This is a genomic window from Inquilinus sp. Marseille-Q2685, from assembly GCF_916619195.1.
Classification (GTDB): domain Bacteria; phylum Pseudomonadota; class Alphaproteobacteria; order DSM-16000; family Inquilinaceae; genus Inquilinus.
The window spans coordinates 333,120-346,033 of record NZ_CAKAKL010000001.1 but is presented as its reverse complement, the minus strand read 5'-3'; the positions used below and the strand labels follow the sequence as shown (position 1 = coordinate 346,033).

The window sequence follows — 12,914 nt, the reverse complement described above, 5'->3', positions numbered from 1 at the left end:
TCTTACCACCCCTTCACCGCGGCCGCCTGGCCGGCCAGCCACTCGCAGAACAGTGACAGCGGCCGGCGCAGCGTCGCGCCGCGGATGGTGACGATGTAGAAGCGCCGGCCGGTGTCGAGATGCCGGGGAAAGGCGTCGGCCAGCCGGCCGGCCCGGATCAAATCGTCGATGATCGGCCGCCAGCCCAGCGTCACCCCCTGCCCGTCCATCGCCGCCTGCAGCGCCACTGCATGGTCGGTGACGCGCAGCGACCGCGCCGGCCCGGGCGCAGGCAGGCCCAGCACGGCGAACCACTCGCCCCAGGTGGCGCGGCGGCGCAGCGCATCCTCGTAATGGATCAGCTGACAGCGGCTCAGGTCATCAGCGTCGCGCAGCGGGCCGTGCTCGGCCAGATAGGCCGGGCTCGCCACGGCATGCACATGCTCCTCCCACAGCGGGATGGTGTCGTGGTCCGGCCATTTGCCGTCGCCGAGCCGGATCACGACGTCGATCCCGTCCTCGCCCGGATCGGCGTCGCGGTCGATGGTCTGGATCCGCAGCGGGACAGCCGGGAAAGCCGTGCGGAAGGCGGCGAATCGCGGCAGCAGCCAGTAGGCGGCCATCGAGGTCGACACGCCGATCACGATCTCGCGCTGCGCCGCGGCCACGGACCGGCCGGTGATGTCGTCGACTGCCTGGGCGATGGCGGACAGGCTGGTGGCGACGGCGGCGTAGAGCCTTTCGCCCTCCGGCGACAGCTCCAGCCGGCGGTGGTGGCGGATGAACAGATCGAGGCCGAGCGAGGCCTCGAGCTGGCGGATGCCGTGGCTGACCGCCGACTGGGTGATCGCCAGGTCCTCCGCCGCCCTGGAGAAGCTGAGCCGCCGCGCCGACGCCTCGAACACCGCGAGGGCGTTGAGCGAGGGAAGGCTGCCGCGGAGGGTTTGCATCGACTGGGCTCATGCCGGCGTGAAGGAAATTCGGTTTACCATCGGCCGGCAGGCCGGAAGAGTGAAACCGTCACAACGATCCGACAGCGGACATGCCGAACGCCGATCCCCTGCTGCAACCCTACCAATTGCGCCACCTGACCCTGCGCAACCGCTTCATGTCGACCGCGCATGAGCCGGCCTACACCGAGGACGGCCTGCCGAAGGAGCGGTACCGGCTGTACCATGCCGAGAAGGCGAAGGGCGGCATCGCCCTGACCATGATCGGCGGCTCCTCCGTCGTCGCGCCGGACAGCCCGCAGGCCTTCGGCAACATCCTGCTGTACAAGGACGAGGTGGTGCGCTGGCTGAAGGAGCTGGCGGATGACGTGCATTCGCACGGCGCGGCGGTGATGATCCAGGTCACCCATCTCGGCCGCCGCACCAGCTGGTCGAAGGAGGACTGGCTGCCGGTCGTCGCCCCCTCCCCCGTGCGCGAGCCGGCGCACCGCGCCTTCCCCAAGGCGATGGAGGATTGGGATATCGAGCGTATCGTCGCCGCCTATGCCGACGGCGCCGAGCGGGTGCGGGCCGGCGGTCTCGACGGGCTGGAGCTCGAATGCTACGGCCACTTGATCGACCAGTTCTGGTCGCCGGCCACCAACAAGCGCGAGGACGAGTACGGCGGCGACCTGGACAACCGGCTGCGCTTCGCCTTCCAGGTGCTGCGCGCGATCCGCGACCGGGTCGGGCCGGATTTCATCGTCGGCACCCGCATGGTCTGCGACGAGGATTGGGAGCGTGGGCTGTCGAAGGCCGAGGGGCTGGAGATCGCGCGACGGCTCGTCGCCTCCGGCCTGATCGACTTCGTCAACGTCATCCGCGGCCATATCGACACCGACGAGGCGCTGGCGCACGTCATCCCCGGCATGGGCGCCCGCTCCGCCCCCCATCTCGACTTCGCCGGCGAGGTGCGGGCGGCGACCAGGGTTCCGACCTTCCATGCCGCCCGCATCCAGGACGTCGCCACCGCCCGCCACGCGATCGAGAGCGGCAAGCTGGACATGGTCGGGATGACCCGGCCGCACATGGCCGACCCGCACATCGCCCGCAAGGTGATGGCGGGGCGCGAGGCCGAGATCCGCCCCTGCGTCGGCATGGGCTATTGCATCGACAGCATCTATGGCGGCCAGGCGGCCTGCATCCACAACGCCGCCACCGGGCGCGAGGCGACGGTGCCGCATGTCGTGCCACGAACGACCGGGCCACGGCGCAAGGTGGTGGTGGTCGGCGCCGGCCCGGCCGGGCTGGAGGCGGCGCGGGTGGCCGGCGAGCGCGGCCATGCCGTCACCTTGTTCGAGGCGGCGGACCAGCCGGGCGGCCAGATCCGGATCACCGCCGGCCTGCAGCGCCGGCGCGAGATCCTGGGCATCGTCGACTGGCGCATGGCGGAGTGCGAGCGGCACGGCGTGGCGATGCGCTTCAACACCTATGCCGAGGCCGGCGACGTGCTGGCCGAGGAACCCGATATCGTGGTGGTGGCGACCGGCGGCCTGCCCAACACCAGCTTCCTCGATGCCGGCGAGGATCTGGTGACCACCAGCTGGGACATCCTGTCCGGCGCCGCCAAGCCGGCCGAGACCGTGCTGCTCTACGACGACAACGGCGCCCATCCCGGCCTGACGGCGGCGGAGTTCATCGCCCGGGCCGGCAGCAAGCTGGAGCTGGTGACGCCGGAGCGGACGCTGGCCCCGGATGTCGGCGGCACCAGCTTCCCAGCCTATTTCCGCGCCTTCTCCGACCATGGCGTGCAGGTGACGATCAACCTGCGGCTGGAGAGCGTGCGGCGCGACGGCAACCGGCTGGTCGCGGGCTTCCTCGACGAATACGGGCGTCGCCGGGTCGAGAAGCGGGCCGATCAGGTGGTGGTCGAGCACGGTACCCTGCCGCTGGACGAGCTGTACTTCGCGCTGAAGCCATTGTCCTCCAATCTCGGCGCCGTCGACTACGAGGCGCTGATCGCCAACCGGCCGCAGGCGGTGCGGCGCAATCCGGAGGGCCGCTTCGTGCTGTGGCGGATCGGCGACGCCGTCTCCTCCCGCAACATCCACGCCGCGGTCTATGACGCGCTGCGGCTGCTGAAGGACGTCTGATGACGGCGATCTTCGCCATCGATGCCGATGCGCTGGAGGTCGACCCGCTGTGGCTGGTCGGGCGGCTTCGTGAGGGGCACCGGCAGGGGATCGGCACGGTCGAGCGGCTGCTGCTGGAGGAGCCGGGCGCGGCCAACAGCCTGCTGACCTGGGTGGCCTGGCAGCCGGGCGCGGCGCTGGGAGCCAAGCTGGCCACGGTGTTCCCGGGCAACGAGGCCCGCGCCGCCGGGCCGAACATCCGCTCCATCGTCGTGCTGTTCGACGGGCAGAATGGGCGGCCGCAGGCGGTGATCACCGGCGAGAGCTTCACCCGAGCCAAGACCGCGGCCGATTCCGCGCTCGGCGCCGACCTGCTGGCCCGGCTGGATGCGACGGCGCTGGCGGTGCTGGGCGCGGGGGCGCAGGCGGAGACGCAGATCCGATATCTGCTGGCGGTCCGGCCGTCGATCCGGCGCGTCGCGATCTGGAACCGGACGGCGGAGAAGGCGCAGGCGTTGGTCGCGTCCCTCCGCTTCCCCGGCGTCGAGATCGGCGCCATCGAGGACGCCGAGGCGGCGGTCCGCCAGGCCGACATCGTCTGCTGCGTCACCGCATCCCGCGATCCGGTGCTGCACGGCGCCTGGCTGAAGCCGGGCGCGCATGTCGACCTGGTCGGATCCTTCACCCCGGAGATGCGCGAGGCCGATGACGCGGCGATGCGCCGGGCCCGCCTGTTCGTCGACACCCGCCGCTTCGCCATCGGCCATTGCGGCGAGTTCACCCAGGCGATCGCCGCCGGCGCCATCGCCGCGGCGGACGTCGCCGCCGAGCTGGCCGAGCTCTGCGCCGGCGCCCCGGGCCGCCGCTCGGCCGATGAGATCACGCTATTCAAGAACGCCGGCGGCGGCCATCTCGACCTGATGATTGCGCAAGCCCTCTACGACCTCGCCGCCGGCGGGGCCTAACAAGACTGAGCCAAACAGGGAGCTGACCATGAGCAACGACGAGACGCCGGGCCGTCTGCATCCCGCGATTCCGCCGATGACCGAGCAGCTGAAGGCCGGCCGGATCGGGCGGCGCGACTTCATCCGCACCGCGGCGCTGCTGGGCATGGCGGCGCCGGCCGCCTATGCCCTGGCCGGGCGGATCACAGGCGACGCCTCGATCCCGCAGACCATGGCGCAGGAGGCGCCGCGCAAGGGCGGCATCCTGCGCATCGGCATGCCAGTGATGGATTGCGCCGACCCCGCCATCTACGACTGGTCCGAGAAGGGCAATGTCGCGCGGCTGATCATCGAGCCGCTGGTGTCGATCGGCACCGACGACGTCGCCCGGCCCTGGCTGGCCGAGAAATGGGAGGCCAGCGACGACGTCAGCCAGTGGACCTTCCACCTGCGCCGCGGCGTGAAGTGGAACAACGGCGACGACTTCACCGCCGACGATGTGATCGCCACCTTCACCCGCTGGCTCGACAGCAAGACCGGCTCCTCCAACCAGGGGCGGTTCAGCGGCCTGACGGTGAAGGAGGGCGACGCGGTCAAGATGGCGCCGAACGCCATCGAACGGGTCGACGACCACACCGTGCGCTTTCATCTGCAGAGCCCGATGCTGCAGTTCCCGGAAAGCCTGGGCGACTATCCGGCGCTGATCACCCATCGCGACTTCGCCAAATCCGGCGCCAACCTGATGAAGGCCCCGGTCGGCACCGGGCCGTTCCGGCTGAAGGAACAGGCGGTCGGGTCGCGCGCCGTGTTCGAGAAGCGGCCGGCGGCCGAGTATTGGGGCGAGGAGGTCTTTCTCGACGGGATCGAGTACATCGACCTCGGCAGCGACCCCGCCGCCTGGCTGGCGGCGCTGGGCTCCGGCCAGGTCGACCTGATCCACCAGGTGCCGGTCAATCTGCTGCCGGCGGTCCAGGCCATGCCGAACCTGAAGACCTATGAGAAGCTGACGGCGGAGACCGGCGTCGCCCGCTTCCGCATCACCGAGCCGCCCTTCGACAAGAAGGCGGTGCGCCAGGCGATCCAGGCCTGCGTCGACCATCAGCGGCTGACCCAGTTGGCCTATCAGGGCTTCGGCACGCCGGGCGACGACTTCCACGTCTCGCCGGTCCATCCGGAATACACGCCCCTGCCGCTGCCGACGCCGGACATCGACAAGGCCAAGAAACTGCTGGCGGACGCCGGCTATCCGGACGGGCTGTCGATCGAGATCAACTGCCAGGACGCGCTGAAGCACGAGATCGACACCGCGCAGGTGCTGTCGGAGATGGTCAAGCCGGCCGGCATCGACCTCAAGGTCAACGTCCTGCCTGGCGCCACCTTCTGGGACCGCTGGACCAAATGGCCGTTCTCGGTCACCCAGTGGCTGACCCGGCCGCTGGCGGTGCAGGTGCTGGCGCTGGGCTATCGCAGCGGCGTGGCCTGGAACGAGACCGGCTACGCCAACCCGGAATTCGACAAGATCCTCGACGAGGCGCAGGCGACCCTCGACATCGAGAAGCGCAAGAACCTGGTGCACCGGCTGGAGCAGATCATGCAGGAGGACGCCATCGCCATCATCCCGTTCTGGCTGAAGATCTTCACCGCCAGCACCGACAAGGTGCAGGGCTTCGAATACCACTTCGCCCGCGAGATGCACCTGAACCGGGTGTGGCTGTCGGCGTAGGGCGGAGCTTCGTAGATTGGGTTCGCGCTGGCGACCCCAACATGGCTCTGACTGCACAGTGTTGGGTTCGCTGCCGCGACCCCACCCTGCCTCAGCGGCAATGCCCGCCCCTACTCCACGGTGACGCTTTTGGCGAGGTTTCGGGGCTGGTCGACGTCGGTGCCTTTGGCGACGGCGGTGTGATAGGCCAGGAGTTGCACCGGCACGGCGTAGAGGATCGGGGCGACGAAGGGATCGATGCCCGGCAGGCCGATCGCCGCCACCGGGCCGGGGCCGAGCCTCTCGATCCCCTCGGGGTCGGAGACGAAGATCACCTTGCCGCCGCGGGCCATCACCTCCTGCACGTTCGACACGGTCTTGTCGAACACCGGGTCGCGCGGCGCCAGCACGATCACCGGCACCTTGTCGTCGATCAGCGCGATCGGCCCGTGCTTCATCTCGCCGGCGGCGTAGCCTTCCGCGTGGATGTAGCTGATCTCCTTCAGCTTCAAGGCCCCTTCCAGCGCCAGCGGATAGGACAGGCCGCGGCCGAGATACAGCACGTCCCGCGCCAGCGCCACCTGGTGGGCCAGGTCGCGGATCGTGGCGTCGTGGTTCAGGACCTCGGCCAGCCGGCCCGGCACCTCGGTCAAGGCGGTCGACAGCTCGGCCTCCCGCTTCGCGTCGATGGCGCCGCGCGCCCGCGCCGCCGCCACCGCCAGGCAGGCCAGCACGGTCAGCTGGGTGGTGAAGGCCTTGGTCGAGGCGACGCCGATCTCCGGCCCCGCCAGGGTCTGGATCACCGCGTCGCTCTCGCGCGCGATCGAGCTGTCCGGCACGTTGACCACCGAGAGCACGCGCTGGCCCTGCGACCGGGCGTAGCGCAAGGCCGCCAGCGTGTCCGCGGTCTCGCCCGACTGCGACACGAAGATCGCCAGCCCGCCCTCCGGCAGCGGCGCCTCGCGGTAGCGGAACTCCGAGGCGATGTCGATCTCGACCGGCAGCCGGGCCACGGTCTCGAACCAGTGCTTCGCCACCATGCCGGCATAGAAGGCGGTGCCGCAGGCGACGATGGTGGCCCGCGGCACCCGGGCGAAGTCGAAGGGCAGCGCCGGCGGCACGATCGCCCGGGTCGCCGGATCCAGCATGGTGCGCAGCGTGTCGCCCACCACCGCCGGCTGCTCGTAGATCTCCTTCAGCATGTGGTGCCGGAAATCGCCCTTGCCGATCAGCGCCCCGGTCTGGGCGATCGGCTTCACCGGCCGGGCCACCGACCGGTCCCCGGCGTCGTAGATCTCGACCCCGCTCCGGGCGATCACCGCCCGGTCGCCCTCGTCGAGATAGCAGATCCGGTCGGTCCAGGCCCCGATCGCCAGCGCGTCCGAGCCGACATACATCTCGCCGTCGCCGAAGCCGATCGCCAAGGGCGAGCCGCGCCGGGCGACCACCAGCAGGTCCTCCTCGCCGGTGAACAGGAAGGCCAGCGCGAACGCCCCCTCCAGCCGCCGCAACGCCGCGGCGCTGGCCTCGCGCGGCGCCATCTGCCGGTCGAGGTAATGCGTCACCAGATGCGCGACGATCTCGGAATCGGTCTCGGTCGCGAAGACATGGCCGAGGCCCTCGAGCTCTCGCCGCAGCTCCCGGAAATTCTCGATGATGCCGTTGTGCACGATCGCCACCCGGGCGGTCGCATGCGGATGGGCGTTGGTCTCGCTCGGCCGGCCATGCGTCGCCCAGCGGGTGTGGCCGATGCCGATGGTGCCGTCGACCGGGTCCTCGCCCAGGCGCCGCTCCAGATTGACCAGCTTGCCCTCGGCACGGCGGCGCTCGATCCGACCCCCAACCAGCGTGGCGATGCCCGCCGAGTCATAGCCGCGATACTCCAGACGCTTCAGCGCCTCGACCAGTCGCGACGCCACCGGCCGCCTCCCCACGATCCCCACAATCCCGCACATCAACCCTTCTCCTGATCGCGCTTCGCCTTTTCCGCCTTCTTCTTCTCGCGATAGGCAGGTGCCCAGCCGGGCTTGTCCTCCTGCCGCGCCCGGCCGATCGCCAGCGCGTCCGGCGCCACGTCGCGGGTGATGACGCTGCCGGCGGCGATGTTGGAGCGGTCGCCGATCGTCACCGGCGCCACCAGCACCGAATCGGAGCCGACGAAGACCTCGGCCCCGATGCTGGTGCGGAACTTGTTGTAGCCGTCGTAGTTCGAGACGATGGTGCCGGCGCCGATATTGGTCTTCTCGCCGACCGAGACGTCGCCGAGATAGGTCAGGTGGTTGGCCTTGGCGCCGGGGGCGAGATCGGCCGCCTTCAGCTCGACGAAATTGCCGATATGCGCGCCCTCGCCCACCGTCGTGGTCGGCCGCAGCCGGGCGAAGGGCCCGATGCGGGCGCCGGTGCGGATCGTCGTCCCCTCGATATGGCTGAAGCCGAGGATCTCGACCCCGTCCTCGACGGTGACGCCGGGGCCGAAGAAGGTCGACGGCCCGATCACGACATCGCGGCCGAGCCTGGTGTCGACCGACAGCCAGGTGGTCTTCGGGTCGATCAGCGTGGCGCCGTTCAGCATGGCTTGGCGGCGCAGCCGGTCCTGCAGGATGGCCTCGGCATCGGCCAGCTCGACCCGCGAGTTGATGCCCAGCACCTCGTCGGGATCGCCCTCGACCACGCTGCAGGCCCAGCCGCGGGCGCGGGCGGCCTCGACCGTATCGGTCAGGAAGAACTCGCCCTTGGCGTTCTCGGCCTTGAGATCCCCGATCAGCTCCGGCAGGCGGCGGCCGTCGAAGGTCATGATACCGGCGTTGCAAAGGCCGATCTGGCGCTCGAAATCACTGGCCTCGGAGTATTCGACGATGCGGTCGAGGCCGCCGTCGTCGGTCAGCACCAGCCGGCCGTACTGCAGCGGGTCGGCCGGGCGCATGCCCAGCACGACCACCGCCGGATCCTCCGCGGCGCGGCGAGCCTCGACCAGCCGCTCCAGCGTCGCCGTCGTCAGCAGCGGCGTGTCGCCGAACAGGACGATGACGTCGCCCTCGAAGCCCTCGATCGCCGGCAGGGCCGCGCGCACCGCGTCGCCGGTGCCGCGCTGCGCGGGCTGGACCACGGTCGGAACCGGGGCGACGCTCTTCGCCACCGCCTCCATCCCCGGCCCCACCACCACGGCGATCCGTTCGGGCGCCAGCGCCTGGGCGGCGGCGACCACGTGGCCCAGCATCGACCGCCCGGCGATCTCGTGCATCACCTTGGGTCGGTCGGATTTCATCCGCGTGCCCTTGCCGGCGGCGAGGATGAGGCAGGCGACAGCACTCACGGGGCAATGGCTCCACAATCACGGAAGATGTCCCGTGTGGTCTGCCACGGCCGCCACGAAAGCGAAATTCAATTATTGTTTCGACGGGTTACGCCATTCGGCTCAGATCACGAGGCACCGGCCTGGATCGCGCGCAGATGCACGATGACGCGGCCCCAGGGCGATTCGCTCTGAATCCGCACCGGCACCGCCGGCAGGCCGGCGCCCGGCGATGCCAGCCAGGTGTCGATCACCCGCTGGTCCGGCGCCCGCGAGCTGCGCTGGAAGTACTCGGTCGGTTTGTTGTCGCGCCGCTCGTCGCCGAAGTTGAAGTCGCCGACCATCGGGGTCAGCGACAGGGTGCAGCGTTGGGCCTCGCCGCCATACATCCCCTGCTCGGCCTTCTGCAGCATCACCGTGCCGCCGTCGGTCAGGTCGGCGCGATACAGGCGGCGCCCGTCGAACACCGGTACCTGCCCCTTGCAGGCCTCGGCCCCGACATGCAGGGCCTGCAGGATCGCAACCACGCCGCTCAGCGGATCCACGGCATGGACCAGCCGCTCCGGCGGGATGGTCTGCTCGCGCTTCGGCTTCTTGCTCGGCACGATCTCCACATCCACCCGGCCGCCGCCGAGGAAGCTGATGGTCGTGGTCCGGGCGTCGTCGCCGTTGATCCGCTCCACCACGTTGCGGACCGGCCGGCCCCGGGCGCCGTCCAGCCCGCCGGTCGACCGCACGTTCGAGCGCCAGTCGCTGAAGGTGGCGGCGATCCCGACGACATGGGCCGACAGGGCGACGTCGTAGCGGTCGCCCGCCAGCGACACGCCGGAGCTCACCTCCAGCATGCGCAGGCCGCCGACATAGACGTCGTAGGTCATTCGCGCGCTGGCATCGGCGGCCGCGGCGGGGCCCGCAACCAGGAGGGCAGCGGAGGCGGCGATCGGAATGAGGCGGTGCATGCGCGTCGAGAACCTCGCAGCGGCGACGGGTCGCCAGACTGGGGTGAAACTGGGGCGCGATTGCGGCGATATCCAGGGGCAGGCGGATAGCGACGCCTCAAGAGCACTACGATGTCAACGTAGTGCTTTCGCCATCGCGCTGTATCGGATTGCCGCCGGACGACCGGAGGATGGTGGGCGCGACAGGGATTGAACCTGTGACCCCTCCCGTGTGAAGGGAGTGCTCTCCCGCTGAGCTACGCGCCCCCGCGTCGTCGGGGCCGCTTAAGTACGGGGCGGCGTCCCGGCTGTCAAGGCCGCAATGCGGCGGCCCGATCGTCTTTCCGTCAGGCCGCCCGGCGCTGCTCGATCGCGGTCTCGACCAGGTCGACGGCGGCGCGCAGCACCTCCGGCCCCGCCCCCGGGCGATGGGCGTTCTCGGCCAGGTGCCGGCGGAAGGCGCGCGCGCCCGGCACCGCCTGGTACAGGCCGAGGATATGGCGGGTCATGGCGCCCAGCGGCACGCCGCGGGAGCGCATCGCCTCGACATAGGGCAGGAAGCCGTCGACCGCGTCGCGGCGGGTGCGGGCCGGCCCGTCCTCGCCGAAGATCCGGCGGTCGGCCTCGGCCAGCATCCAGGGGTTCTGATAGGCCTCGCGGCCGATCATCACGCCGTCGACATGGGCCAGCTGCGCCTCGGCGGCGTCGAGCGAGGTGATGCCGCCGTTGATCGCGATGGTGAGCTGCGGGAAGTCGCGCTTCAGCCGGTGCACCACCTCGTAGCGCAGCGGCGGGATCTCGCGATTCTCCTTCGGGCTCAGCCCGCTCAGCCAGGCCTTGCGGGCATGGACGATGAAGGTGTCGCAGCCGGCCTCGGCGATCGAGCCGATGAAGTCGATCAGTTCCTCGTAGCTGTCGCGGTCGTCGATGCCGATGCGCGACTTGACCGTGACCGGCACGTCGCAGGCGGCGCGCATGGCCGAGACGCAGGCGGCGACGGTCGCAGGTTCCGCCATCAGGCAGGCGCCGAAGCGGCCGGACTGCACCCGGTCGCTCGGGCAGCCGACATTGATGTTGATCTCGGCATAGCCCCAGTCGGCGCCGATCGCGGCGGCGCGCGCCATCGCCTCCGGGTCGCTGCCGCCGAGCTGCAGCGCCACCGGCTGCTCGGCCTCGGAGAAGCCGAGGATCCGCTCGCGGTCGCCGTGCAGCACCGCCCCGGTCGTCACCATCTCGGTGTACAGCCGGGCTCGGCGCGAAATCTGGCGCAGGAAGAACCGGCAGTGCCGGTCCGTCCAGTCCATCATCGGCGCCACGGAAAGGCGGTGTGTGTCGGCGTTCGAGGTCATGGCTCGCAGTCTATCCGGGACGGCGCCGGGCCCGAAGCCCCGGCGCGCTTTCGGTCACCGCCCGACGGGCCGGCGGCGCATCGGCGCCGAGCCGCCGTCATTCGCCGGCGCCGGACGGCGGTCGCCGCCCTGATGCGCCGGGCGCTGGCCCTGATGCCCGTGGCCGTGCGGACGCTGGCCGTGCTGGCCCTGAGGCCGCTGCCCCTGGCCATGATGGCCGCCATGGCCGTGCGACCGCTGACCGTGGCCCTGCGGACGGCCGCCACGCTGCTGCGGGCGGCCCTGGCCGCGCGGGCCGGGTCCGGCGCCGCGCTGGGTGAAGGGGATGGTGGAGCGGTAGGCGTGCTCCTCCACCACCGGCACCGGCTGGCGGATCAGCTTCTCGATGTCGCGCAGATAGGCGCGCTCCTCGACGTCGCAGAACGAGATTGCCATGCCGTCGGCGCCGGCCCGCGCGGTGCGGCCGATGCGGTGAACGTAGCTCTCCGGCACGTTCGGCAGCTCGAAATTGATCACATGGGTGACGCCGTCGACATCGATGCCGCGGGCGGCGATGTCGGTGGCGACCAGCACCCGGACCTTGCCGTTGCGGAAGCCCAGCAGGGCCCGCTCGCGCTGGCTCTGCGACTTGTTGCCGTGGATCGCGTCGGCGACGATGCCGGCCTGGGTCAGCTGCTTGGCCACCCGGTCGGCGCCGTGCTTGGTGCGGGTGAACACCAGGACGCGGCGGATGCTCTCGTCCTCGCGCAGGATCTCGGTCAGCAGCGAGCGCTTGTCGTCCTTCTCGACGAACATGACCCGCTGGTCGATGCGCTCGGCCGTGGTCGCGACCGGGGTGACCTCGACCCGCACCGGGTCGGTCAGCAGCCGGCCGGCCAGGTCGGAGATGTCGGTCGGCATGGTGGCCGAGAAGAACAGGCTCTGCCGCTTCGCCGGCAGCGCCGCGACGACCTTCCGGATGGCGTGGATGAAGCCCATGTCGAGCATCTGGTCGGCCTCGTCCAGGACGAAGACATCGAGCTCGTTGAGGCGGATGGCGCCCTGGGACATCAGGTCGATCAGCCGGCCGGGGGTGGCGACCAGCACGTCGACGCCCTGCGCCATGGTGCGGATCTGCGGGCCCATGCCGACGCCGCCGAACACGGTGGTTCGGGTCAGCGGCAGGTGGCGGCCGTAGACGCGGAAGCTCTCGGCGATCTGGCTGGCCAGCTCGCGGGTCGGGCTCAGCACCAGGGCGCGGCAGCCGCGGCGCGGCGCGGTGCGCCGGTCGGCCATCAGCCGGTGCAGGATCGGCAGGGCGAAGGCGGCGGTCTTGCCGGTGCCGGTCTGGGCGACGCCCAGCAGGTCACGGCCCTGCATCAGATGGGGGATGGACTGCGCCTGGATCGGCGTCGGGGTCTCGTAGCCCTCGGCCGCCAGCGCCTTGAGGATGAGCGGGTTCAGGCCGAGTTCGGTAAAACTGGTCAAAGGGGAACTTTCGGTAACAACGACGCCGGGCCGCCGGCACCGGTGCGTCCGGGTCGGGGCGATAAGCGCGGGTTGACAATGACGCCCCGCGCGATCTGGGCAGTCGGATGGGTTCGATCGGGACCGACAGGACGCATCCCGGAGGGGAGCGCTCACGCGATCGGTGGCCGACGGCTGCCCCG

At 70.6% G+C, this 12,914-nt stretch carries 9 protein-coding genes and 1 tRNA gene; 3 read left to right on the top strand and 7 right to left on the bottom strand.

Features of this window, described 5'->3' with window-relative positions; all coding sequences use genetic code 11:
- Nucleotides 1–2: 2 nt before the first annotated feature.
- Nucleotides 3–929 carry a LysR substrate-binding domain-containing protein gene (locus tag LG391_RS01620; RefSeq protein WP_225765323.1) on the bottom strand — a complete coding sequence of 309 codons (927 nt, stop codon included), beginning with the start codon at nt 927–929 and terminating at the stop codon, nt 3–5.
- 92 nt (nt 930–1,021) lie between these two features.
- Between LG391_RS01620 and LG391_RS01615 the strand changes: the two genes are divergently transcribed.
- The 3 genes from LG391_RS01615 to LG391_RS01605 are packed head-to-tail and all read left to right on the top strand — an operon-like array spanning nt 1,022 to nt 5,707.
- Nucleotides 1,022–3,061, top strand: a complete 2,040-nt coding sequence (locus tag LG391_RS01615) for an NADH:flavin oxidoreductase (RefSeq protein ID WP_225765322.1) — start codon at nt 1,022–1,024, stop codon at nt 3,059–3,061.
- On the top strand, nt 3,061–4,005 hold the full coding sequence (locus LG391_RS01610) for an ornithine cyclodeaminase family protein (RefSeq protein WP_225765321.1): 945 nt from the start codon (nt 3,061–3,063) through the stop codon (nt 4,003–4,005). Before LG391_RS01615 ends, LG391_RS01610 begins: the two co-directional genes overlap by 1 nt.
- Before the next feature lie 28 nt (nt 4,006–4,033).
- On the top strand, nt 4,034–5,707 hold the full coding sequence (locus LG391_RS01605; RefSeq protein ID WP_225765319.1) for an ABC transporter substrate-binding protein: 1,674 nt from the start codon (nt 4,034–4,036) through the stop codon (nt 5,705–5,707).
- Nucleotides 5,708–5,817: 110 nt separating this feature from the next.
- Here the strand turns inward: LG391_RS01605 and glmS are convergent, their stop codons facing one another.
- The 6 genes from glmS to LG391_RS01575 form a co-directional block, all read right to left on the bottom strand.
- A complete protein-coding gene (gene glmS, locus LG391_RS01600) occupies nt 5,818–7,641 on the bottom strand; it encodes a glutamine--fructose-6-phosphate transaminase (isomerizing) (protein ID WP_225765311.1) in 1,824 nt (607 codons plus the stop codon).
- Nucleotides 7,641–8,999, bottom strand: a complete 1,359-nt coding sequence (gene glmU, locus LG391_RS01595) for a bifunctional UDP-N-acetylglucosamine diphosphorylase/glucosamine-1-phosphate N-acetyltransferase GlmU (RefSeq protein WP_225765310.1) — start codon at nt 8,997–8,999, stop codon at nt 7,641–7,643. Before glmU ends, glmS begins: the two co-directional genes overlap by 1 nt.
- A 107-nt stretch (nt 9,000–9,106) precedes the next feature.
- On the bottom strand, nt 9,107–9,937 hold the full coding sequence (locus LG391_RS01590; protein ID WP_225765309.1) for a DUF3108 domain-containing protein: 831 nt from the start codon (nt 9,935–9,937) through the stop codon (nt 9,107–9,109).
- A 171-nt stretch (nt 9,938–10,108) separates the two neighbouring features.
- Nucleotides 10,109–10,183, bottom strand: a tRNA-Val gene (locus tag LG391_RS01585).
- Nucleotides 10,184–10,263: 80 nt separating this feature from the next.
- Nucleotides 10,264–11,265, bottom strand: coding sequence for a tRNA dihydrouridine(20/20a) synthase DusA (gene dusA, locus LG391_RS01580; protein WP_225765308.1), 1,002 nt, complete (start codon nt 11,263–11,265; stop codon nt 10,264–10,266).
- Between the two features lie 54 nt (nt 11,266–11,319).
- Entirely contained in the window at nt 11,320–12,732 is a 1,413-nt protein-coding gene (locus LG391_RS01575; protein ID WP_225765307.1) for a DEAD/DEAH box helicase, read from the bottom strand.
- Nucleotides 12,733–12,914: the final 182 nt, after the last annotated feature.